At 68.0% G+C, this 23,307-nt stretch carries 20 protein-coding genes; 8 read left to right on the top strand and 12 right to left on the bottom strand.

Annotated elements, in window-relative coordinates:
• Positions 1 to 179 precede the first annotated feature (179 nt).
• The 3 genes from AOK01_RS20850 to AOK01_RS20840 all read right to left on the bottom strand — a co-directional run bounded on the left by AOK01_RS20850 (position 180) and on the right by AOK01_RS20840 (position 3,642).
• Entirely contained in the window at positions 180 to 1,415 is a 1,236-nt protein-coding gene (locus tag AOK01_RS20850; RefSeq protein ID WP_079103606.1) for a uroporphyrinogen-III synthase, read from the bottom strand.
• A gap of 211 nt (positions 1,416 to 1,626) precedes the next feature.
• The gene (locus AOK01_RS20845; protein WP_055513899.1) at positions 1,627 to 3,009 is read right to left on the bottom strand and encodes a nitrate/nitrite transporter; all 1,383 of its coding nucleotides are present in this window, start codon (positions 3,007 to 3,009) and stop codon (positions 1,627 to 1,629) included.
• 207 nt (positions 3,010 to 3,216) lie between these two features.
• Positions 3,217 to 3,642, bottom strand: coding sequence for a Rid family hydrolase (locus AOK01_RS20840; protein WP_055513897.1), 426 nt, complete (start codon positions 3,640 to 3,642; stop codon positions 3,217 to 3,219).
• A gap of 172 nt (positions 3,643 to 3,814) precedes the next feature.
• Between AOK01_RS20840 and AOK01_RS20835 the strand changes: the two genes are divergently transcribed.
• Positions 3,815 to 4,330, top strand: coding sequence for a MarR family winged helix-turn-helix transcriptional regulator (locus tag AOK01_RS20835; protein WP_055513895.1), 516 nt, complete (start codon positions 3,815 to 3,817; stop codon positions 4,328 to 4,330).
• 93 nt (positions 4,331 to 4,423) lie between these two features.
• Here the strand turns inward: AOK01_RS20835 and AOK01_RS20830 are convergent, their stop codons facing one another.
• Positions 4,424 to 4,867 (bottom strand): ATP-binding protein, encoded by a 444-nt coding sequence (locus AOK01_RS20830; RefSeq protein ID WP_055513893.1) that lies wholly within the window; start codon positions 4,865 to 4,867, stop codon positions 4,424 to 4,426.
• Positions 4,868 to 5,081: 214 nt separating this feature from the next.
• Here AOK01_RS20830 and AOK01_RS20825 point away from each other — a divergent pair, with 214 nt between their 5' ends.
• The 7 genes from AOK01_RS20825 (at position 5,082) to AOK01_RS20810 (ending at position 12,802) form a co-directional block, all read left to right on the top strand.
• The gene (locus AOK01_RS20825; protein WP_055513890.1) at positions 5,082 to 5,957 is read left to right on the top strand and encodes a helix-turn-helix domain-containing protein; all 876 of its coding nucleotides are present in this window, start codon (positions 5,082 to 5,084) and stop codon (positions 5,955 to 5,957) included.
• Complete coding sequence (locus tag AOK01_RS41435; RefSeq protein ID WP_342671052.1) at positions 5,954 to 6,166, top strand: DUF397 domain-containing protein; 213 nt, start codon at positions 5,954 to 5,956, stop codon at positions 6,164 to 6,166. Before AOK01_RS20825 ends, AOK01_RS41435 begins: the two co-directional genes overlap by 4 nt.
• A gap of 103 nt (positions 6,167 to 6,269) precedes the next feature.
• Positions 6,270 to 6,470: a DUF397 domain-containing protein gene (locus tag AOK01_RS41430; protein ID WP_079103604.1), complete on the top strand. Its 201-nt coding sequence runs from the start codon at positions 6,270 to 6,272 to the stop codon at positions 6,468 to 6,470.
• Between the two features lie 95 nt (positions 6,471 to 6,565).
• Positions 6,566 to 6,760 (top strand): DUF397 domain-containing protein, encoded by a 195-nt coding sequence (locus AOK01_RS41425; protein WP_079103603.1) that lies wholly within the window; start codon positions 6,566 to 6,568, stop codon positions 6,758 to 6,760.
• 110 nt (positions 6,761 to 6,870) lie between these two features.
• A complete protein-coding gene (locus tag AOK01_RS20820; protein WP_055513889.1) occupies positions 6,871 to 7,536 on the top strand; it encodes a DUF7019 family protein in 666 nt (221 codons plus the stop codon).
• An 11-nt stretch (positions 7,537 to 7,547) separates the two neighbouring features.
• Positions 7,548 to 12,086: a protein kinase gene (locus AOK01_RS20815; protein ID WP_055513887.1), complete on the top strand. Its 4,539-nt coding sequence runs from the start codon at positions 7,548 to 7,550 to the stop codon at positions 12,084 to 12,086.
• Positions 12,083 to 12,802, top strand: a complete 720-nt coding sequence (locus AOK01_RS20810; protein ID WP_169800145.1) for a hypothetical protein — start codon at positions 12,083 to 12,085, stop codon at positions 12,800 to 12,802. Before AOK01_RS20815 ends, AOK01_RS20810 begins: the two co-directional genes overlap by 4 nt.
• A gap of 55 nt (positions 12,803 to 12,857) precedes the next feature.
• Here the strand turns inward: AOK01_RS20810 and AOK01_RS20805 are convergent, their stop codons facing one another.
• The 8 genes from AOK01_RS20805 to AOK01_RS20770 form a co-directional block, all read right to left on the bottom strand.
• Entirely contained in the window at positions 12,858 to 13,559 is a 702-nt protein-coding gene (locus AOK01_RS20805) for a hypothetical protein (RefSeq protein WP_055513884.1), read from the bottom strand.
• A 54-nt stretch (positions 13,560 to 13,613) separates the two neighbouring features.
• The gene (locus tag AOK01_RS20800) at positions 13,614 to 14,288 is read right to left on the bottom strand and encodes a hypothetical protein (protein WP_157871383.1); all 675 of its coding nucleotides are present in this window, start codon (positions 14,286 to 14,288) and stop codon (positions 13,614 to 13,616) included.
• A 27-nt stretch (positions 14,289 to 14,315) separates the two neighbouring features.
• A complete protein-coding gene (locus tag AOK01_RS20795) occupies positions 14,316 to 15,662 on the bottom strand; it encodes a hypothetical protein (protein ID WP_055513879.1) in 1,347 nt (448 codons plus the stop codon).
• Positions 15,659 to 15,868, bottom strand: coding sequence for a hypothetical protein (locus AOK01_RS45180; RefSeq protein WP_245702332.1), 210 nt, complete (start codon positions 15,866 to 15,868; stop codon positions 15,659 to 15,661). The genes AOK01_RS20795 and AOK01_RS45180 overlap by 4 nt, the downstream gene beginning before the upstream one ends.
• 203 nt (positions 15,869 to 16,071) lie before the next feature.
• A complete protein-coding gene (locus tag AOK01_RS20785) occupies positions 16,072 to 17,127 on the bottom strand; it encodes a hypothetical protein (protein WP_055513875.1) in 1,056 nt (351 codons plus the stop codon).
• Positions 17,115 to 17,825, bottom strand: coding sequence for a hypothetical protein (locus tag AOK01_RS20780; RefSeq protein WP_342671051.1), 711 nt, complete (start codon positions 17,823 to 17,825; stop codon positions 17,115 to 17,117). Before AOK01_RS20780 ends, AOK01_RS20785 begins: the two co-directional genes overlap by 13 nt.
• Before the next feature lie 257 nt (positions 17,826 to 18,082).
• The gene (locus AOK01_RS41420; RefSeq protein ID WP_169800144.1) at positions 18,083 to 18,640 is read right to left on the bottom strand and encodes a S1 RNA-binding domain-containing protein; all 558 of its coding nucleotides are present in this window, start codon (positions 18,638 to 18,640) and stop codon (positions 18,083 to 18,085) included.
• Between the two features lie 16 nt (positions 18,641 to 18,656).
• The gene (locus AOK01_RS20770) at positions 18,657 to 23,069 is read right to left on the bottom strand and encodes an RHS repeat-associated core domain-containing protein (protein WP_425424751.1); all 4,413 of its coding nucleotides are present in this window, start codon (positions 23,067 to 23,069) and stop codon (positions 18,657 to 18,659) included.
• Between the last annotated feature and the right edge of the window lie 238 nt (positions 23,070 to 23,307).

The raw sequence follows: 23,307 nt of genomic DNA, 5'->3' as shown, positions 1-23,307 counted from the left end.
CGGTGAGGGGTGGAGAGACGAGGGACCGGGAGGTGGGTCCGCAGGAGGGCCGCGCGGGGGCCCGTACCCCCTACAGTGCCTCTCCCCGCGCGTGGCGGGAAGCCCCGCGCCGCCCTGTACCCGTCCGCGCCCGCCCGCGCCTGCCCTCCGCCTGCCCTCCGCAGGCTGCGCGCCGGGTGTCAGACGTCGGCGTACTTGGAGTCGGCGGACGGGTCGAGTGCCAGTCGGTAGCCGCGTTTGACGACGGTCTGGATGAGCTTGGGCGTGCCCAGTGCCGTACGCAGCCGGGCCATCGCGGTCTCCACGGCGTGCTCGTCCTTGCCCGCGCCGGGCAGGGCGCGCAGCAGTTCGGCGCGGGACACCACCCAGCCGGGCCGCCGGGACAGCGCGCGCATCAGTGACATCCCGGCGGGCGGTACGGGCCGCAGCGCGTCGTCCACCAGCACCGCGTGCCCGCGGATCGCCACCTGGTACCCGGCGATCGGCAACGTCCGCGCGCGGGACGGCAGTTCCTTGCACAGCACCTGTACGAGGGGGCCGAGCCGGAAGCGTTCCGGCTGGACCGTGTCGATGCCCCTGGCCTGCAGTGGCAGCGCGGTGACCGGGCCGACGCAGACAGGCAGCACGTCGTGGCCGAGGGCGGTGAGCAGTTCGGGCAGCAGCCCGCGTTCGTCGGCGCGGCCGAGGAGCGAGGCGGCGGCGGGGGCGCTGGTGAAGGTCAGCGCGTCCACGCCGCGGGAGACGGTCGCGTCGAGCAGCCGGTCCAGCGGCCCGATGTCCTCCGGGGCCATCCAGCGGTACACGGGAACGCCGACGACCTCCGCGCCGGCGGCCCGCAGCGACTCGACGAAACCGGGCAGCGGCTCGCCGTGCAACTGGATCGCGATCCGGCGCCCCTCGACGCCTTCGTCCAGCAGCCGGTCGAGCACCTCGGCCATGGATTCGGAGGACGGGGACCATTCCTCGGTCAGCCCCTGGGCGCGTACCGCACCTTTGACCTTGGGTCCGCGGGCGAGCAGCTCGACGCCGCGCAGCACGGCAAGCAGATCCTCACCGAGACCCCAGCCGTCGGCGGCCTCGACCCAGCCGCGGAACCCGATCGCGGTGGTGGCGACCACGATGTCCGGCGCCTGGCCGAGCAGCTGCTTGGTCGCGGCGAGCAGCTCGCTGTCGTCGGCGAGCGGCACGATGCGCAGGGCGGGGGCGTGCAGGACGACGGCTCCGCGCCGCTGGAGCAGGGCGCCGAGCTCGTCGGCACGACGGGCGGCGGTGACACCGACGGTGAAGCCGGCCAACGGCCCGTGGTCCTGCTGCTCGGCTTGATCCGGTCGCTCGGTTTGATCCGGTTGCTCGGCTTGATCCGGTCGCTCGGCTCGGTCCGGTTGCTTCTCAGGGCGCTGAGGTTGCTCGTACATGGCTCTCGTCCCGCTCAAGTGGTGTTCGTCCGCTGGTGTTCGTCCGCGTCACCCGCTGGGTTGGGGCGTTGTGCTCCGAGTACCCGTTCTCGGGCTTCCGGGGCGTCCGGGGCGCCCTCTGCACGCCCCGTTTGTCCGTCTCATGGCGGATGACCGAGCCTGTCAATGATGCGTGACAGGCTCGGTTCCGCTTGATGTCACCCGTGTTACGTCACACCTCGGCGTAACTGAGCTGCGTCTTCGCCTCCGATGCGGCGGTGGTGGGCGACCCGGCGGTCGCGGGGCGGCGAAGGTATACGGCCCAGGTGAGCGCGAAGCAGACGGCGTAGAAGGCGAGGAAGGCGACGAAGGCCCCGGTGCCGGAACCGACGCTCAGGAACGACTGCCGGAAGGCGAGGTTGATCCCGAGACCGCCGAGCGCTCCCACGGCGCCGATGAGCCCCATGGAGGCCCCCGAAAGACGCCGGCCGTACGACGCGGCCTCTTCCCCGGTCAGCCCCATGGCGTCGGCCTTGGCCTGGAAGATGCCGGGAATCATCTTGTACGTGGACCCGTTGCCGAGCCCTGTCAGCACGAACAGCACGATGAACGCGGTGGTGAACAGGGCCAGCGACTCCTCCATGGAGGCGACCACGATGACGGCGGTCGCGGCACCCATGCCGACGAAGTTCCACAGGGTGATGCGGGCGCCGCCGTACTTGTCGGCCAGCAAGCCGCCGACCGGCCGGATCAGCGAGCCGAGCAGCGGCCCGATGAAGGTGACGTACGCGGCCTCCAGCGGCGTACGCCCGAACTGTGTCTGCAGGACGAGCCCGAACGCGAAGCTGTATCCGATGAACGACCCGAACGTCCCGATGTAGAGGAGGGACATGATCCAGGTGTGCGGGTCCTTCACGGCCTCCCGGGCGGCACCGGTGTCGTTCTTCACGGACGTGATGTTGTCCATGTAGAGGGCGCCGAGAAAAGCCGCGACGACGATGAGCGGAATGTAGATCCCGAGCAGCAGGCGGGGGCCGCCGTTGGCGCCGATGACGGCGAGCGCGACGAGCTGCACGACGGGCACGCCGATGTTGCCGCCGCCGGCGTTGAGCCCGAGGGCCCAGCCTTTCTTCCGCAGCGGGAAGAAGGAGTTGATGTTGGTCATGGAGGAGGCGAAGTTGCCGCCGCCCACGCCGGCGAGCATGGCGCATGCGAGGAAGGTCCCGAAGGACGTCCCGGGCTCCATCACGACGAAGGCCGCGATCGTCGGGACGAGCAGCATGCTCGCCGCGATGATGGTCCAGTTCCGGCCACCGAACCGGGCGACCGCGAAGGTGTACGGCACCCGCACGATGGCGCCGACCAGCGTGGCCATCGAGATGATGAAGAACTTGTCGGCGGGGGTCAGCCCGTACTCGGGCCCCATGAAGAGCACCATGACCGACCACAGGGTCCAGATCGAGAACCCGATGTGCTCGGAGAGCACGGAGAAGAGGAGATTCCGCCGGGCGACCTTCTCCCCCGTCTCCTTCCAGAACACCTCGTCCTCCGGGTCCCACTGCTCGATCCAGCGGCCCCCCTTGCGCGGTGTGATGCTGCTGCTCGGGGCTGTCATCTCACGCCTCCACGATTTCTCCGGGTGGTGTTCCCGAAGGTAGGGACGGCGCGTTTCCACCCTGTGGCTACGAGTGACCACCGGGGAACGTTGCTCTCACCCTGGGGCGGGGGGCGTGGTGAGGGTTGTCGCGGGAGGTGGGCGTTTCGCTGGGCCGCCTCGAAAGATGACTCAGTTGATGACTCAGTCGCTGATCCAGTTGATGGTTCAGTTCCCGGAGCCGACGACGGCGGTGACGCGGATCTCCACGCGCATGGCGGCGAGGCCGAGGACCGTGACGCCGGTCTCGGTCCAGATCGGCGCGCGGCCGTCGAGGCGACGGCGGAACTGCTCGGCCATGACCCTGTTGTGGTCGTCACCGATGGCGTCGTCCCCCGGTGCGACCTTGTGGTACGAGTTGACGTGGATGACGTCCTTCCATGTCGCGCCGACCGTGGCGAGCGTGCGCTCCACGTTGTCGAAAGCCTGGATGATCTCGTCCTCCAGCGAGTCGGGGACGACCAGGTCGTCATCGACCCCGGCCTGGCCGGAGGTCTCGACCCGGTCACCGACGCGGACGGCCCCGCTGTAACCGAGGGCCTCGTGCAGCTTCTCGCCGGAGCCCGGAGTGATGCCGAAGGTGACGGTGCTCATGATGTTCCCTCTTTCCGTCCATAGGGGCGCGTTTCCTCGCGCTTCCCCTTGACCTGACTTCACGCGTAAAGTGAGGCTAGCAGTCCTGACTTCAAGCGCAAAGTGACAGCGGACTCAGCCGGAAGACGGCGGAAGGTCCGACGGACAGTCCGACCCAAGGAAGGGAAGGTCCATGAGCGGCACGGCCGAACACGAGGACACCAAGGACGAGATGGAGGACGAGGACGACAAGGAGCTGCGATGGCTCGACGAGCAGGAGAAGGCGGCGTGGACGGGGCTGATCTCCCTTGTCCTGCTGCTGCCCGGCAAGCTGGAGTCGCCGCTGCGGCAGGAACACGGCCTCACCCTGTTCGAGTACCTCGTGCTCAGCCACCTCTCCGAGGCCCCGCGGCGCGAGTTGCGGATGGGAGAGCTCGCCTTCCTCGCCAGCGGGTCGCTGTCCCGCCTGTCCAACGTCGTCAAGCGCTGCGAACAGCGAGGCTGGGTCGCCCGGACACCGGACCCGGCCAACGGCCGCTACACCCTCGCCGGACTGACCGACGCCGGCTTCGACATCGTGCGCCTGGCAGCGCCCACACACCTGCGCGCGGTACGCCGCGTCGTCCTCGACTCGCTCAACACGACCGACCAGAAGGCGCTCGCCCGCATCGCGCAGAGGCTTCACATCGTCCCGGACGACTTCGGCTGACGGGCGTTTCGACCGGGTCGGGCAGATTGGCTCCGCTGCCTGCGCCATAGGCATCGGCATCGCATCGACATCGAGGAGCGGTCCAGAAGCCCGCTACGGGCTCACTTCGAACCACAGCAGCTTGCCGGCGCCGCGCCCGAGCAGGTCGTGCCCCAGGGACCAGCCGCCCCACGCACTCGCGCACTGCCGCACGATGTGCAGCCCGCGCCCTCCTTCCGCGCTCGCCGGGGCGGGCGTGCACCGCACACCGGGAGGCTCGTCGAAGGGCGCCGGGATGTGCGGACAGCTGTCCCACACTCCTACGCGCAACCGCCCGCCTCCCAGCATGCTCAACCGCAGCGAGGCGGGACCTTTCGTGTGCCGGTACGCGTTGGTGACCATCTCGGACGTCAACAGCTCGACCACGTCAAGGATCGCGGTCATTCCATGCCCGCACAGCGCGGCCCGCACGGTCATACGTGCGACGCGGGCGGCACGGGGGTCATGGGGCAGGCGAAGGCCGTACGTGCAGGTGTCGGGCGGGGCTACGGTGACCATGGGTGCCTCCGGGAAGGAAAGGGCGGACGGGAAATTGGGCTCGCTCAACGCCGATTCCAGGCGGTGGTAGTGCCTGATGGCGTGCGCTTCGAGCTCACTGGGGTGAGCAGTTGAGTGACACGAGATTCACCATAGGGGATGCGATGTGATACTTAACATCAAACGAGGGTGAGAACTCACAATTCCCTCATGTGAGTGACCCGCCGGATTCACCATGACGAGAGAGGACTCAGTGCCGCCCAGTACCACCACCCCCGGCCTGCGTCAGCAACGCTTGGGAGCCGAACTGCGCAGACTCCGGGAGCACTCCGGGCTTACGTCCACCGCTGCCGCAGAGTTGCTCGGCCTCAAGCAGGCACAGATCAGCAGCATCGAAGCTGGCCGGTATGCCGTCAGCGGTGACCGTGTGCGCACCTTCGGCCGCGCTTATAACTGCGCCGATGCAAACCTGGTCGAGGCGTTGGCCGGGATGACAGGCGGACGCACACGCGGCTGGTGGGACGAATACCGGGAGTATCTACCCGCCGGGCTGGCCGACCTCGCCGAACTGGAACACCATGCAACCGGCTTGCGAGTGGCCCTGTCCCTGCACATCCCCGCTCTGCTCCAAACCACGGACCACGCGCGAGCCATGCTCCAGCAGGCGGTCCCACCCTTCCAGCCCTACGAACTCGAACACCGCCTCTCCTACCGCATCAAGAGGCAGGCGGTCCTCCACGGCTCGGCTCCTCTCCCGTACACAGCGCTCCTCCATGAAGCGGCACTGCGCATGCAGTACGGCGGACCGGACATCGCCCGCTCGCAGTTGGCCCGGCTGCTTGATATGAGCAAACAGAACAACATCACCGTCCGGGTCATCCCCTTCACCTCGGCAGACTTCCCCGGCAACGGCCAGTCCTTCGACTACGCCATCGGCCAGGTCCCCCAGCTGGACACTGTTCAGCTGGACACCCACCACGGGGGATGTGAATTCCTCGACGCGGAAGCGCAGTTGGCGAAATACCGCACCGTGCTTGATCGTATGGAATCCTGCGCTCTCGACCCCGTCAAATCACGCAAGTTCATCGAACACATCATGCAGGGCCTATGAGAGGTGCCGACGTGCACGCACTGATCTGGCAGAAATCCACCTACAGCCCCGACGGTTCAAACTGCGTCTACGTGGCAGGGACGCCCACGGGACATGTCCACCTTCGCGAGAGCGACGACCCCGACACCGTCCTCATAACAACCCGCCCACGCCTGCATGACCTGATACGAAACCTGAAGGCACGTCCGTCTCCGCACACCGACGGGTAAGCACCCCACGATGCTGCCGCACAGCACCGCGCGCACCCTGAAACCCTGCCAAGTCGTGGGACTGCATCAACCGCCTCATCCAGGACTCGCGAGAGGACCGACTATGCAGACCATCGACTGGCAGAAGTCCACATACAGCGGCGACAGTTCAAACTGCGTCTACGTCGCCGCCACCCCCACGGGACAGGTCCACCTCCGCGAAAGCGACGACCCCGACACCATCCTCGTAACAACCCACCCCCGCCTACAAGCGCTCATACAAAGCCTGAAGAACCACCCATCTCCCGCACGCCGACGGGCATGACAGCCAGACCCGCACCACAAAACCTGCCAGCTCCGCGCCCCAGAGCCACAGTTGAGCAAGAACCGCACGATCCCGACACGTGAAGGGGACCAACTGTGCAGGCCACCGACTGGCAGAAGTCCACGTACAGCGCCGAAGCAGCCAACTGCGTCTATGTGGCGGCTTGCCCTACGGGAACGATCCACCTCCGCGAAAGCGACGAGCCCTCCGTCGCCCTCACAACAACCCGCCCTGGCCTACGTGAACTGATACGAAGCCTGAAGGCACAGCCGTCTTCGCGCACCACCTGAACGATGAACAGGCCCGCCGGCGCCCGGACATGCCTTGTCCGCCGCCCATGGCTCCCATCGGGCCGTGATCGCTACGCTGGAACAGGTCAATGCCTGGGAGGGAGCCGGCCATGTCGTTCAGCTACTACGTGTACGTCAGCGACAGCAAGGTCAACATGCTGTTGCCGCAGATCGATCCCAGGTTCAGGGCGAAGCGCACGACGGAACTGGGCGTGAATCTCTCGGTGCTGTCGGCGAAGCGAACGACCGAGGGCGGCCCGTCCGACGACCGATTCGGCCGGCTGGAGACCGTCGTCGGGTACCTGCGCGATCACGGTGATCTCGGCTCGGTGGACGAACCGGGTCAGTTCTTCTGGGGGCTGCTGCCGATGCGCTGGGGGGCGTTCCCCGCCGATCCCACGTCCTCCCTGGTCTTCTTCGGCGGGCGGAGCGAGAACACCGTCGTCGGGCTGGGCGGCTCGTACCGGCACGTGTGCGACTCCGTGCCCGACGCCGAGGCACACGGGGTCGGGCGCTCGATGATGTCGTCGATGCTCGACGGTCTGGGAGTCACCTCGGACCTGGAGGACGAGTACGTCGCCGACGCGGTGGACGGCGACCTCGACCGGGCCGATCGCGCCGCGCTCGCCCGGGTGCAGGGCGCCGTGGCGAGCCTGCGGTGGCCGGCGCAGAACGTCGAGTTCGTGGCCAAGCGCCTGCTGCACGGCGACAGCCCTGACGGCACGGCCAGGTCGGTACTGCTCGGGACGCCGGTGTACGTCGCCACCGTCGACTGACGGCGACGGCGATGGCAACGGTGGCGGCGACGTGGCACCGCGGGGACCTGATCCTCGGCCTCTACGAGGTCCTGGACGTGGTGCGCACCGGCGGGATGGGACTGGTGCACCGGGTCCGGCACCGCGGCTGGGACATCGACCTGGCGGTGAAGACCCCGCGCCGGGCCCTGGTCCGCTCGCCCGACGCGATCCGGGACTTCGAACGGGAAGCCGAGGTGTGGGTCGGCCTGGGCCTGCACCCGCACATCGCGAACTGCGTCTACGTCCGCACCCTCGACGGAGTACCCCGGGTCTTCGCGGAATGGGCGGACGGCGGCAGCCTGGCCGAAGCCGTCCGGAGCCGGAGCAGGAGCCTCTACGGGGATGGCCCCCTGGGATCGCCAGTACCACTGGCATCACCGGGATCACCGGGATCGCTGGGATCACTGCTGGACGTCGCCATCCAGTCCGCCTGGGGGCTCGACCACGCGCACGAGAACGGAGTCGTGCACCAGGACGTCAAACCCGCCAACGTCATGCTCACCCGGGACGGCACGGTCAAGGTCACCGACTTCGGAATGGCCCGGGCCCGCATGGCCACCGGAGAGGCCGCCGGCGTCCTTCCCGGCGCCGGCGCCGGCGCCGGGAAGGACGCCGGCGACGCGGATCCGTTCGTCAGCCGCGGCGGCCTGACTCCCGCGTACTGCTCGCCCGAACAGGCGCGGTCGCCGGGCGGGCTCACGACGGCCACGGACACCTGGTCCTGGGCGGTCACCGTCCTCGAAATGTTCCTCGGCCGGCCACCGGACCCGGACGGAACCGCGGCGGGCGCCGTCTTCGACAGCCTCGCCCGCTCCGGAGCCCCGGACGCGATCCTGCCGATGCCGGCCGAGGTGGCGGACCTGCTGCGCGAGTGCTTCACCGAGGACCCGGCCGCTCGCCCCGGCCGGCTCGGGCCGCTCGCGGAGCGCCTGATCCGAGTGCACGAGCGGGAAGTCGGCCCGTACCCCCGGCGCGCCCCGGCGGCGGCCACCCTGCTCGCCGACGGCCTGTCCAACCACGCGCTGTCCCTGCTGGACCTCGGCCGTCGCGACAGCGCCGAGGAGCTGTGGACCCGGGCTCTGCGCGCGGACCCGCACCACCCGCACGCCCGCTACAACCGAGGGCTGCACCGATGGCGTACCGGTGTGATCACCGACGCCGAGCTGGTCGACGAACTGGAATCCGTGCGGTTCGGTGATCCGACCACGACGGGTGACGGCGTGGGGACGTACCTGCTCGCGCTGGTGCACCGCGAACGCGGCGACCCGGTCGCGGCAACCGCGCTGCTGCGGGACGTGGCCGCACGGACGCCCGGCGACCCGCAGGCCGCCGCCGCCGCGCTCGCGTCGGTCGAGCACGCGCCCGCCCCGGCGCAGTCGGTCCTGTTGGAGGAGCACGAAGACTGGATCACCGCCCTCGCGCTGACCCCGGACGGCCGGGTCGCGGTCTCGGCCGACCGCTCCGGCGGGCTGCGTATCTGGGACGTCCCGGCGCAGGAGTGCCGGCAGCAGTTGCAGCTCGACAAGTACAGCGCCTCGGCCCTGGCGGTGCGCGACGACGGGCAGTTGGTGGTCGTCGGCGGGGGCGTCGGGCGGGCACTCGTGCTCGACCTCGAAGCCGCGGCCGGATTCGAGCTCCCCGGCCACCCCAGCTGGGTCGGCCTGGTCGCGCTGACCGCGGACCAGCGGCACGCGGTCACCAGCGGCCACGAAGGGGAAACCGTCACCTGGGACCTCACGACGCGCGAACCCCTGGACGTCAGGCAGTTCGAGAAGGAGGCGGACGTCCTCGGTGCCCAGGGCACCCTGTGCTCCGTCATCGACTACCGGCGCCGCACGACCTCCGTGCACGACGTCCGCACGGGCGAGTTGGTGCACCGGTTCGACCAAGTACTCATGGAGGCGCGGTTCAGCGGCGACGGCCGCCTCGCCGTGGTCGGTCTCGGCGGCACCGGCGTCCGGTTGGTCGATCTGCGATCCGGCGAATCCCTGCGGGAGTTGAAGACCGGCTACGGCCGGATCGCCATCGACCTGGACGGCACGGTCGGCTTCTCCAGCGGCGGCCGGAACGAGCCGTCGTCGCGGGTGTGGGACCTGAACAGCGGCCGGTGCCGCCTGTCCCTGGACCCGGCGCCCGACACCAAGAAGGTCGTGCTGAGCGCGGCCGGACGGGTCGCCGTGACCGCCGAGGGCAAATCCGTTCGGGTGTGGCACCTGCCGCCCGCGGGCCCGTCGGCCCCGTGGAGTTACGTCCGCCCGCACGAAGCCCCGGACGTCACCGCCACCGCCGACCGGGCGGCCACGCTGCTGGCGGAGGCGGCCACCCTGGCCGACGCCGGGCGGCTCGACGAGGCGGCGGACCTGATCCGCGCCGCCCGCGCGCTGCCCGGGCACCGGCGCCACGCCGAACCGGTACGCCTCTGGCGCCGGCTCGGCGCCCGCGGCCGCCGGACCGAGCTCGCCGACGCCTGGTCCGCGGGCCGGATCGACCCGGAGGGCGAGCGGTCGTGGGCCCTGGAGTTCAGCGGCCGCAGTCCCACCGCGCTCGCCCGCAACGGGAACGACGCCGAAGCGTGGGTCTTCGACGTCGAGACCGGGCAACTGCTGCACACACTCAGCCTGCACACCGGCCACATCAGCGCCGCGGCGATGACCGCCGACGGCCGGCTCGCGGTGTCCGGGGGCGAGGACGGCCGGGTCGTCGCCTGGCGCCCGCGCGACGGGCGGATCGTCCAGCTGTTCACCAGCCCCCGCGACCGCGTGTACTACGTCGCGGTCAGCGAGGACGGCCAGGTGGCTCTCTCGGGAACCGCCGACGGCCTGGTCACGGCCTGGGACATCGGCAGCGGCCGGACCATCGGGCGCTGGGAGGCGCACCCCGGCGCGGTGCTGGACGTGGCCGTCGGCGCCGATCACCGCTACGGGCTCTCCCGCGGCCAGGACGTCAGCGTGAAGATCTGGGATCTGCGCGAAGGCGAGCTCCGGTGGGTGCTGCGCGGACACGACGAGTGGATCGGCGCCGCACGGCTGAGCGACGACAGCCGGTACGTGGTCACCGGTGGCGCCGACGCCGCGGTACGGGTCTGGCGCATCGCCGACGGGCAGTGCGAGGTGGTGCTCACCGGGCACACGGACGCCGTGGTCGACGTCCTGCCGAGCCCGGACGCCCGACGGCTGCTGTCCTGCTCGGTGGACGGCACCGTACGGCTGTGGGACGTCGCAAGTGCTCACTGCGTGCACGTCCTGGCCGGGCACACCGGCATCGTACGGAGTCTGGCCGTCACACCGGACTTCCGGCTCGCGGCGTCGGGCGGGGAGGACCGGAAGGTCCGGCTGTGGGACCTCACGACCGGCCGGCAACTGCGCGCCTTCACCGGCTTCTCGGACACGGTCACGCACGTCGCGCTGGCCCCCGACGGCGCCCTGCTCCTGGCCGGCGACGAGGGCGGGCGCCTGCTGACCTGGGCCCTGGACTGGGAGTACGACTTCGGCTCGGTGACCGGCTCCCTGCGGCCGGAGGCCGAGCCCGCGCTCGACGAGCTGCGGGCCGAGGTCGCCGTTCCGCTGCCGTCGCGCGAGGACAGCCGCCCGGCGCTCGTCGAGGCGTTCGCCCGCCTCGGCGACCGGCAGCGGCACGCGATCACCCGCACCCTGGAACTCGCCGGCGAACTGGACAAGATCTACTCGCGCACCGATACCGGCCACCGGCTGTACGTACGCTCCGTGGCCGAGGACGCGGCGGCCCGGGAGCCCACGGACGTACCGAGCACGGCCGAACGGCTCGCGCTGCTGCTGCGACCGGAGGCGGAGCTGAACCGGCCTGAGAAGTTCTGGGCCAACTTCTTCGCCGAGCAGCTCCAGGACGACCTCGTCACGCTCGCCGGGGCCGCCCCGGTCCTGCACCGCGAGGGCGACCTCGCCGAGGCCGAGCAGGCATGGCAACTCGTCGTCGACGTCCGCTCCCACCTCTGGGACGCCGGGCACCTCGAAACCCAGGGCGCGATGCTCGGCTGGGCTGCGGTCCTCACCGACCTGCACCGGGAACCGGAGGCCCTGGCGCTGGTCCGGGCGGTGGCCGCGGAGCGCGTACGGGACCTGGGGCCGGACCACCCGGCCACCCTGGAGGCGAACGCGGCGCTCGCGTCCCTCCTCTCGGCGAACGGCGAACAGGCGGCGGCCGAGGCGGAGCGGATGTACGACGACCTGCTGCCCCGCCTCGTGAAGCGCTACGGCCGCGACGACGGCAAGACGCTCGACGCCCGGGTGGGGCTGGCACGCGTGCACCACCGGCTCGGGCGACCGGCCGACGCCGAGCAGGTCCTGCGCGAAGTACTGGCCAAGCGGCAACTGCGGCTGGGCGACGACCACCCGGACACGCTTGCCGTCCGGGCCGAGCTGGACAACGTACGGGAAGGGACGCAGACGCCTGCGCCTTCTCCGGCACCGTCCCCGGCACCGTCGCCGTCATCGTCACCGGAGAAGCCGACGCGGCGGCGATGGAGAGAGCGACGATGGAGGAGGCGACGATGATCCCGGATCGGTCCAGTATCGAAGCGCTGATCACCGGCAAGGTGTTCATGGACGAGATCGGGGCGTTCTTCCCCGTGAGCGTGACGTTGCGAGGCGACGAGTTCGGGGCCGTGCTCATGATGCGCCCCGGCGATCTCGGGCATCGGACCACCGGGCCGTACACACCCGACCGGCCACCGACCGACGCGACGAACTGGGCCCAGCTGCGGACGGGGACCGGCATGGCGGGGCGCTTTCCCCGCTTCCGGGTCGACGCGAGCGGCATGTGGCCGCGCATCCACGTCGAGTTGCTCGGCACCGCCGTCCGCGGGCTGATCGTGATGCCGGAGGAAGTGACCGCGGAGTCGGTGAACGCCCCTTACCTCGGCGAGTGGCAGGAGCAGGTCTCCTCCTCGGTGCGGATCGCGCTCGACTGGATCGCCGGCTGGCTCACGGCCTGCCACCACCGGGCCGGCGGCACCGAGCCGTCGGTCGACCTCGATCTGGTCTACCGGCCGGACGACGACTACGAAGCCGTCCTCGCCCGGACCGACGCGCGGGTGCGGGAACTCATCCCGCCGGTACGCGCGGTCCTTGAGCTGCGCTGGCGTTCGGTGAGCCCGGCTCAACGCAAGGCCTTCGTGAAGAACCTGAAAGGCGCCCGAAGGACCGGCCCCCGCTCCGACCGGCGACTGAACTACCGCATCGGCGATGTCGAAGTGGAGGTGTCGGCCTGAGGAAGGCCACCGCCCACCGCCCACCGCGACCGCTTTCCAACCGTCGGCGAGGTCCTCAGCCGGGTTCCTCCTCGCCCGGGGCGAGCGGGTTGTCGAAGCTGACCGTCTCGGCGATCTGCCGGAGGATCGCGCGATATTGCTCGCGGCGGGCCACAGCCGTCGTGGTCAGCGTGAGGACGACGAGCCGCTTGCAGTCCGGGTGAGGCAAGTAGGCATGGACCTGGAGGAGTGCCTGCACCGGAAGACCGCTGTCGGCTGACGGCGTGCGCACGGCCTCGCTGAACGTGGCGGGCCCGCAGGGCAGTTCCAGATACTCGATGTGAGTACGCCCCTCGGCAGAAGCCACCGCGCGGGCTGCCGTGGCGGCGCGTGACGCCACGGCCGTGTCGCGCCAGGAGAGAGTGAGGAAGGAGAACAGCGGCTGTCCCCCCTCACTGTCACTGTCACTGTCCGCGTCGCCGATGTCATCGCAATGCAGACCGATGGAGCAGTGGACGGTACCGATCTCACGCAGTGCGGCCAGCAACCGCTGCGCTTCCGCGACTTGGGCGACGAACCGCTGCCGGGTCACCTCGTCGGGCGCCGCTTCGAGGAACGGAGCGAAGGCCGTACGCAACTCGTCGGCGGCCGGGGAGCCCGGTGGGACAAGCAGGAGGTCGAGAGGGAGCGGAGTAAAGGCTGCGGGTTCGGCGAACCAGATGTCGGCCTGAGGATCCCTGGCGGAGTCGTCGACGGTGAAGCGGGGGGTGGCAGTCATGGGTTCCTGTCCGGTACGCGTGCCTCGGTGCCGACCTCGACCTCGGCCTCGGCGCTACCGCTGGGGCGACGGGTCGGGCACGTGAGCACCGGCACGGCGGGCGCGTTCGAGGGCGGCGGGGCCGGCGTTCCAGTCGGTGGGGGCGATTCCCCGGTGGCCGGTGGCCGTGCGCTGATAGAGGAGGTGCAGCCGCCGGGGTGCCTCGCCTCCACGGCCTGTGGCCGCGACCACGGCGATGAAACGCGGGTCGCCGGCGAACCAAAGAGGCTCGATCTGCGCCTTCAGCTCTGGCTTGGTGCGCGAGGTACCGAATCGCCTCATCCACCAGAAAGTGCGCATGTTCGCCAGGAAAAGCAACGGAACCTGCTCCTCCGGGTCCTCCGGGTTGGGGATCTCGAACCACATCTCGTCCTCCTGCACCCGCGGGTGCTTGTTTCGGCCGCGGGGGACGTCAGTGAGGAACTGCCAGGGGTACTGCTGGAGGACGCGTCGGATGTAGGTGGAGGGGCGAAAGTAGGCGAGTTGGAGGACGGCACGGTAGGTCGCATAGACGAGGAAAGGAAGGAAAACCCAAGCAATCCAGGGTGGTGTCGCCGCGATGAGGAAGAGGGATCCGAACCAGACTGCAATCCACCCGACCAGCCGCACAACGATCGTGATCATGTGCTGCTTCCAGGCCCGTCGGGTTGGTGGATGATCCCAAGCTGTCGGGGAGTCGGTGGGACGCATGGTTGAGGCTCTTCCTGTGGTCGGGGCTCAGAAAACATGCCGGGCGAGGTCGACAAGTGCACCACCGTCAATGCCGAGCCGCGCTCCGTCGATGCCGGCCACGGAACCGTCCTTGACCCCGTCGTCATCGGTGTCCACGGCCTTCATGACCAGACCGAAGCCCGCAGTGGCCACACCGACTGAGGCTGAGGTGACCTCGACCGATCGAATCGCCTGCTCTGCCCGCGCGCCCCGAATCGTGAAACTGAGCAGAGAGTTGTCCAGGGCAGAGATGGACTTCGCGTGCTCCATGGTGACGGTCCCGAAACGGGCAGCCCGCTGGCCGAGCGCGATGGCTCCTCCCGCCTCGCCAGTGGCTCGTACGGCAGCCGTAGCGCCTTTGCCCGCCGCGCCGACTCCAGGAAGCACGCCGAGTGCGTCGCCACCAACGGTGACGAGGTTGCTCCAAAAGTCTGTGTCGAACTCACCTTTGGTGAATCCGTCCCACAGCGAGGCCCGCAGAGTCGGGTCTCCGATCACCCGCATCGTCAACGCGGTAGCACTCAACGCGGCAGCAGCAAGCAACAGCACCGCAGCCGCCGTCCCGCCCGACAGGACGAACAGCGCCACCAGCCCAACCACCGCGGCCACTGCGCTGAGGATGTCCGGCAGGTTCTCGCCGAGCCAGTCCATCGCCGAGTCGAACCATCCCGGCTCGTGCGGCGCCAGCTTCTTCGTCGCGTCCCGGATCTTGCCAGCTCGGTACCGCGCCTGTTTCTCATGCTCCTCGGCGAGCCTGCGCGCCCTGCCCAGGATCTGCTCAAGGTCGGCATCCGCCTCGTCGACGGCCGTGTTCGCGCGCGTCAGGGCCTTCTGGGCGTCGTCGTGCCCGGCGCCCTTCTTCTTGTCGAGGGCCGGATCGTCCCCCGCCGTCGTCGCCTTGCCCTTCGCAGCGTCGACCGCGGCACGCGCGTCCTTCGCCTCCTCGTCGAGGCGCTTGGCGCGGCGCTGGAACTCGTCGAGTTCGCCCTCCCAGAGGCTCAGTTGCCTGGCCGCCTTGCGGAGGGAACGCGCGGCGTTCTTCAGGTTCAGAGGCAGCGGGCCGCCGTCGAGCTGTTCCCGGAACGCGACGGCCGCGTCGCCCTCCCAGTAACTGCCGTCCATCAGCTTGGTGACCAGGTCACGCGTGTCTTCGAGCACCTTCGCGCAGCCGCCGAGCTTCTTGTGCAGGCCGCTCACCGTCTCGGTGCTGCCCGGCACAGGATTGAAACCCAGGTGGAGATAGTCGGGATTCGCAATCCGCGGGGAGGATTTCAGTCCCTGCGGAAGGGGGCCGTTTCTCGCAGCCTCGGAGCGGGCCAAGGGCGACGGTTCGATGCCGGGCGTTTGAGTCACTTCTTCCCGTCCCCGCTACCGCCCCGGTTACCGTCTCCGGCCTTCTTCAGCGCTGCCTCCAACGCCTTGTCGACCTCGCGGTAACTGTCCCGGCTCTTGCCGATGATCTCAGCGAGGTCCTCGGTCTGCTTGCCGATCTCCTGCGAGCCGTACTTCCAGTCCTCCTGGAATTCCTCGCACGCGGAGTCCAGATCGTCGGTGCCCAATCCAGTAATGGTTGCTTCGGACAACGCCTTACGAACGCCTCTGAGCGAGTCCGTCGATTTGCTCAGCATCTGCATGAAACGCCCGAGCTCATCACCGTCGACCGCTAATCGCTCCGCCATACCCCGTTACCCCTTGCCTCTCCTCGTTCACCCGTCCTGCCCCTCGGGGAACGTCTGACCGGCGGATGAGCAGACCACCGCGGTCAGCGGTTGATGGACTGGATCTCCTGCACGACCACGTCCTGGCCGGCCCCGAACTCGCCGTCCGGCAAAGGCTGGTCCTCGTTCACACCGGTGCCCGTCCAGTGGATCTTCCACGTGACCGTCGCCTGGAGCTGATACGAGCCGTCCCCCGACGAACGCAAATACTTCACACCACACGGCGGAGTCTCGCCGGCCTTGCCCTTCGCGTACGCCTCACCGATCTCATCACCGTTCAGCTCGCACACCCCGGAGGCGGGATACGTCGTCGCATCCGCCGTACCCGGCTCGATCTTCAACGAGACCGGCTCGGCCGTGGTCGTCGCCTCGATACCGATCAGGGGTACGGACGCCGTGACCGAGACCGGCTTGAAGTCGGCGCCGTCCAGCCAGGCCCAGGTCGGCAGGTTCACCTTGGTCGTGCCTTCGGGCGCCAGGGTCACCTCGGTGCCGGGCACCCGGATCTCGGCGTACGCGAGCTGGGCGAGCATCTCGGGAGTCACGGCGTTCTCGATGTCGGCCGGCGGAGGGTCTCCCTGATCCACCCAGAAGGGCGGCTCCTCGCACTTGTCCCAGCCCGGCGGATAACTCTTGTCGACGAACGAGTCCCAGAAATAGCCCTTACCGGTCTTGTCCTTGTTGAAGTCCTTGTAGGGCTCCCCGTTGACATACCGATTGCGCTGATCACTGTCCCACCCACTACCGGTCGACCCGGCCTCCCAGATCGGCTCCATCTGCTTCTGGAGCTGCTCCGGGGTGTACTTCGGGGCGTACCAGCAGGCGGGCGGAGTCCAGGTGGTCGTGGGCCTTACGGCTCCGACGGAACCGCCGCTGCCGTTCTTGGAACGGTCGAAGACGATGCCGCTCGCGGAGGAGTTGATGGTGTTGCCATCGACACCGCCCGAGGGTCCTTTGCCGTTCCCGGAATCGCCACCGAATGAATCCTCCCCGCCGGGAGGGATCGGCTCGGCGTTGGCGACAGGCACCGCAATCGTGCAGATGGTGCCCGCCAGCAGCACGGCCGTCGCGATACGAAAAAGCCGACTCATGGCTGGCACCTGTCAGCCCCTCGGGTGGAGGAGATCTTCATGAGTTCCCAGACCCCTTCATCGTTCTTCTCCACCTGCACGCCGTAGGCGACGTAACTTCTCTTGGTGACCTTGGTCTTCTTGATCTCCTCGGTCTTGATGACCTTGCTGTACGCCTTGCTCTCATCGGCGCAGTAGGTGAGCGAAGCGGCGTTCTTGGAACTCACCGTGACCTGGCGGTCGAAGTAACGCACGTCTCCGGTGACCGTCCAGCCGACGTCCGAGAACGCCTTGACCCACTTCTGAGCGGCCACCGCGCCCTCTCCCTCCGTGTAGAACTCCAGGGAAGGCAGTCGCGGGTTCTGGGCGACGATGGCCGCGTCAAGTGCGCGGACGAGTTCCGCGTTGTCCTTCAGGACCGCGTTCTTGACAGCATCGTCGGACTTCTCGGGAACGAAGCTGTGCGTCACATCCGACGGCAGCTCGATCTTCGGCCGCCCGGCGGCAGCCTCCGCGGACGCGCTCGGCGAAGCCGACTTCTCCGTGCCGGTGTCGGCGCCCGCGATCTTGTCGTTGTCCTTGCCCTGATCCTTGGAGCTGTCGCCGCCACCGCAGGCGGACAGCGACAAGGCCGCGGCGGCGGCGGTCAGCGTGATCGCGACGAGCAGAGTGGGACGGCGGTTCACAGACAGCTCCCGGTGGGACGAGGGGGTCATGAGCACAGCCACGCTACCGAGAGTGCACGAGACGACACCAGAGCGAATTACGGCAAGGGCGACGGCATTTCGGCCTCAACCCATCCATAAGCTCAGGAAGCAGCGGCTGAATGCGTCTGAAGAGTGACCTGCGGGGAGTGAAAACGTCACCGTGTTGACCATCGCAAAGCCTCGCTGCGGGAGTCACGGCCGGCCCGGCACCCTCCGGAACCCTCCGGAACCCTCCGGAACCTGCCGCCATCCGCCTGCGGTGCGCGGTGCCCCTGCTCTCAGCCCCGCCGCCCCTCCCCCTCACCACAGACGGCAAGGCTGATCTGTCGTTTATGGACGTTGACCCCGAGAACCGTCACCGAGACGTCGTCACCGACCTGCAGTTCCTTGCGAGAGGGCTCAGACTCGCCGTTGGGCCGCCGCCCGAGTACCAGCCCCACGAGGTCTGCGTCGAGGTCCACGTCCACCCGCACGAACGCGCCGATCGGGCCGATCTCCGTGACGGTCCCGGAGACTTCGCGGCCGAGCTTCTCCCGTGCGAACTCTCGCATGGGGTCCGGGTCCAGCGCTTTGAGCGAGAGAGCCATCGGTCCGCGTTCCGTCACCGCGTTCAGGACGAGCACGGCAACTTCTTGCCCCACACTCAGGAAACGGGAATGATCCTCGATCCGATTCCAAGAGATTTCAAGCCGGTCGATCAGCCCTTCAAATCCTCCCATATCCACGAACACTCCGAAGTCTTCGATACCGGAGATCTTTCCCCTGAGGACGTCACCCGTCTGAACACGTCCCGGCGGAATTTGATGAGGCATTGCATTCCAATCTGTCGCTGACACCGAGCAAATGTATCGATCATCGCCCCCTCTCATACCAACCATGAGTGGAGTCGAACCATTGTGGTTCACCGTCGATAAGTGCATTAAATCGCGGGATATCCTCTTCAGGGATAACCCATTCATATTCCTCCGCGCCTCGGCTGTTCTCGTGCACCTGTCGATATTCACTGGCCGGAAATTCGTCTCGGAATTCCGGCTTCATCTTGTATTCCCAGAATCCTGCTTCGAAGCCCGGCTCTCCCGCGTACTGTGCGGCGACATCCGGACTGTCCCCAAGATATGCCGTACCCTCGTGGCGTCCCTGCGCGCCGTGCATGGAAGGGTCCAACCCCTGGCGTGCTGCTTCTCGCTGGCCCGACTTCGGTGCGCGATAGAGCAGTGGAGGGCAGCCGTCGGGTGAGAGGCCGAGGTGATCGGTCCAGATGACAGGATTTCGTACATATGCGTTGGGATTGGGGCTCGGAGTAAGACCCAGAGGATCCGGACTGATATAGCGAGCAGTCTCCGGATCGTAAACGCGGTGGTGGTTGTAATGGAGGCCTGTCTCCGGGTCGTAGTACTGGCCGGGAAACCGCAGCGGAGTGTAAGCCGAACTGTCGGCGGCCCACGTTGTGGTGCCCCACAGAGTGGAGCGCGAACGCCAGGCTATGTCGCCGGTCTCATCGACAAGTTCGCTGGGAGTTCCGACGAGGTCGTTGACGATGGTGAAGAAACGGGAGTCGATCTCGTCCTGTGACGCGCCATCGGCGGTTTTGCGTTCGAGCTGAGATACCGGGCGCAGACCCTGATGCTCCCAGGTCACAGTGACGGGATCAGGAAAGTCCGCCGCCGTGGTCGTCTGTTCGCAAAGAACGCTGCCGTCCCATATGAACGTTGTGCTCTCCACGACGGTTTCGCCGTCGGGTGCGAGCCGCTGCTTGGCTACGCGGCGGCCCAGGGCATCGTATTGATAGCGCCACAGCCTCCCGTTGGGGGTCGTGACGGCGGTGAGCCGGTCCTCCGCGTCCCAGGTGTAACGCCATGTTTCCGGCTTGCGGGAGAGTCGGCGCTTCTGCCGGAGCACAATGCGCCCCAGAGCGTCGTGCTCGTAACGAACCCTTCCCGCACGGGTGATACGAGTGCCCACGTATGTACGGGGGCCCGTCGCCTCGTGGCCGGCGTGGTTCTCCGGCCAGACGGCGTGCGTCTGGTTACCGTCGGAATCGTAGGCATAGGACTCGGTCCAGTCGGCGGAACGGACGCCGGTCACTCGGCCTCCGGTGTCGACGTCGAAATGCCGAGTCCCGTTCAGTCGGTCATCGAGCCGGATGAGGTTTCCGTCGGCTCGGTAGGTGTATGTCCGGTCCTGGATCGTGTGGCCGTCTGCCGCGGCGGCGGACTGGCCAGTGAGACGGCCCAGTCGGTCGAAGGCGTGAGTCAGCGTGACGTTCTCACCGACATGACGGGTGATTTCCTGGCCCGCCTCGTCATAGTCGAAGGCGATGGTGCGGCCCGCGGTCGTGAGTTGCGTACGCCGACCGGCTGGGTCGTAGGACCAGGCACTTGTCGCCCCGGTGGGGGTCACCCTGCCTGTGCGGCGCCCCAGAGCATCCTGCGCGTACTCGGTGGTGCGGCCGTTGACCGTCTCGGAGAACAGCCGGCCGGCGGGACCACATCGCCGTGTGAGAGTCACCTCGCTGCTCTCCGCTCGGACGAGGCGTCCTGCCGGCGTATAGCTGAAGGTTGTAGCGGCACCGTCGGCCTCCTTGGAGGCGATCCGGCCCTGAACATCGCGCCGATACCGGATCACCTGCCCAAGAGCGTTGGTGCGCGAGACAAGTTGATCAGCCGCGTCGTAGACATAGGTGGTGACGCGACCGTCGAAATCCGTCTCTCGGGTCAGGCGGCCTGCGGGGTCGTACGTGTAGTACCAGGTGAGTCCCAGCGGATTGGTGACCCTGGTGAGGCGCAACTCCGTGTCGTGCCCGAACTCCAGACGCACGCCGTCCGGCCCAGTGCGCGCGCTGAGCAGATCGAAGCAGGTGTACTCGAAGCGGGAGACATTGCCCATTCGGTCGGTGTGACTGGTGCGGTTGCCCTCACCGTCGTACGTCCACGACTCGTAGCTGCCGTCGGGCGCGGTACGGCGGGCCAACCTGCCCTCCACCGTCCACTCCAGTCGGACAGTGCGGCCGAGAGGATCGGTCACCGCGAGCCGACGGCCGAAGGCATCCCGCTCATATCTCGTGGTCATGCCGAGCTGATCGGTCGTCCTCACAGGCAGACCGGTGGCGTCCGTACGAAAACGAGTGGTGTGCCCCAGAGCGTCGGTGATGGAGACGAGGTTGCCGCTCTCGTCATAGGTGTAGCGGGTGACGGCACCGACGGGGTCGGTCACCTGGACTCTGTTGCCTCGGTCGTCATAGACCTGCTGCCACGTCTCGCCGTCAGCGTTGACGACCCGGACGGGCAGACCGAGTTCGTTGTACTCGGAGTGCGCTTCGCTCCCGTCAGGCCGAACGACGGTCGTGAGGTTCCCGGCGTCGTCGTATCGGAATCGGATGACACGGCCGAGCGGATCGGTCTGAGAGAGAAGTCGGTCGTACTGGTCCCGCTCATAGCGGATCACTCTGCCGAGCGGGTCGGTTTCCGCCACGAGTTGGTGTACGTCGTTGATCAAAAACTGGCGTGTGTGACCCTCACCAGTGGTGGTCGTCGTGATCGCCTGGCCGGTGCCTCCGTCCGGTCCCGAGTAGCTGATCCGCAGCGCCATGTGGCCTTCGGGGGTGCCCTCGGCGATACAGCGGTCCTGCTCGTCGTACTCGTAGGCGTAGCTGTGGCCGTTGCTGTCGGTCCACGAGGTGACACGGCCCGCCGAGTCGTAGGTGAACTGCAGGGGCAGTCCAGAGGAGTTGGTGACCGAAGTGAGGTCGCCGTGGACGTAGCCGTAACGACGAATTTCCTGATCGCCGCCGTCGGGCGCCGCCCCAGCGAGATGGAGGGAGGTGATCCGCTCGTCCTCAGTGGTGATCTTGAGGTGATAGCCGCCGCTGTGCCGGACAGCGGCAGGAGCGCCCTGCTCGTCATATTCGAAGGTGATTGTGTTGCCGTTGCGGTCCTCGATCGACTGGAGGACGGCGATGTCACTGTGCCGGAGGAAGCGCCGGGAGTGACCGGTGGACGGATCAGTGATCGTGTACGTCGAGGCGTCGGCGCTGTCGGTCCGGGTGAGGGGCCAGCGGGGGCCACGGCTGGGCAGAACCGGCACGCCCGTCTGGGGTGCGGGGTAGGCGAGAAGCAGTCCTTCATCGTGGATGAAGACAACGCCCTCGTCGTCGAACTCCAACCGCTGGTCGACGGTGGAGGACCATGAGGGGCCGAACCACCAGCCTGCTCGGTAGCCGGATTCCACCCGGCGGCGGAATACCAACGGCAGGGTACCGGGCAGAGTGATGTCGGTCTGCGGCAGGTACATCTTGCCGGTGGCCAGGTCGACCGGGTCAGTACCGTTCGAGCAAATGCTCTCCTTCGGGCGACTCGAACCTGTCGGGGACTCCTTCACGCTCTTACGGCCCAGGCCCCGAGCACGCTTGCCCAGCCCTTTGGCCATGGCCTTGAGCCCACCCGCACCCAGGGCTTTCAGGCCCTTGGCCAGTCCGCCGAGGGTGGTCAGCCCCTTCATGCCGGGTATGCAGTCCAGGGCGGCGAACGCCACATCCCACAGGGAGGCCTGCCCCTTGGCGTATTTGCTGAGGGTGTCGGCGAGGACGACGAGCGCGGCGATCAGCACGATGGCGCCGAGGATCGGCCCCCCGATGATCATCGCGATGATGCCAAGGACGGCAACGACGACCTTGCACACGGCGACGATGGTGTCCCAGTTGTCGACGAACCAGTCCCCGACCTCCTCATACCACTTACGGTTCTGAATGCCCGCGTCGGAAGCCTCGTCGAGCTTCCGCTTGGCCTCGCCGGCGGCCTCCTCACGCATCGCGCGAGCATCGCCGGCCATCTTCTTCGCCGCGTCGAGGGCGTTCTGCGCGGAGGTCACATCCGACTGGGCCGAGGTATGGGCGTCCTTGGCACTCTGCGCATCCCGGGTCGCGGCCCGCACCTTCGCCTCGTCCGGCTTCTCAACATCTTTCCCACCGGTCGGATCGTCCTTGTACTTGTCCGACTCCTTGTTGGCCCGGCTCACCCACGAATCGGCCGACGACAGACGGGACTTGGCGGACGAGAGATCGGCCTGCGCCTCACGGCCCTTCGCCAGCGCCTTGTCGGCAAGGGCCTGAGCGCGCTCCAGCTTGGGCCAGTACGCGGCCAGCGCATCCCCGGCCAGGTCGTACGACTTCTTCAGCTTCTTGAGATCCTTCGGAACCCCGGAGAACTCGTCCCGGAACACCTCGGCGGTCTTGCCGATCATCGTCAGGACGGCGTCTTCCTCCGCCATCCCCTTCACCAGACGCAGGGCATCCTGCACGTCATCGGCAAAGTCATGCAGGCTCTTGGCGAGGGACTTCACCCGAACCGGATCCCCCGGCGTCGGATCCTTCTCCAGATCCAGCACATGCCAGTCCGTCGGCCGATAACCCGCCACCACGCAACCCCCGTCACGCCAACCAGACCAGCAACCGTACGTACAAGCGAAGTTACCGCACCACCAGGGACGCCCAGAGGTGGCAAGCCTG

The organism is Streptomyces aurantiacus (assembly GCF_001418335.1).
GTDB classification, from domain to species: domain Bacteria; phylum Actinomycetota; class Actinomycetes; order Streptomycetales; family Streptomycetaceae; genus Streptomyces; species Streptomyces aurantiacus.
This window is presented reverse-complemented; position numbering and strand designations above follow the sequence as displayed.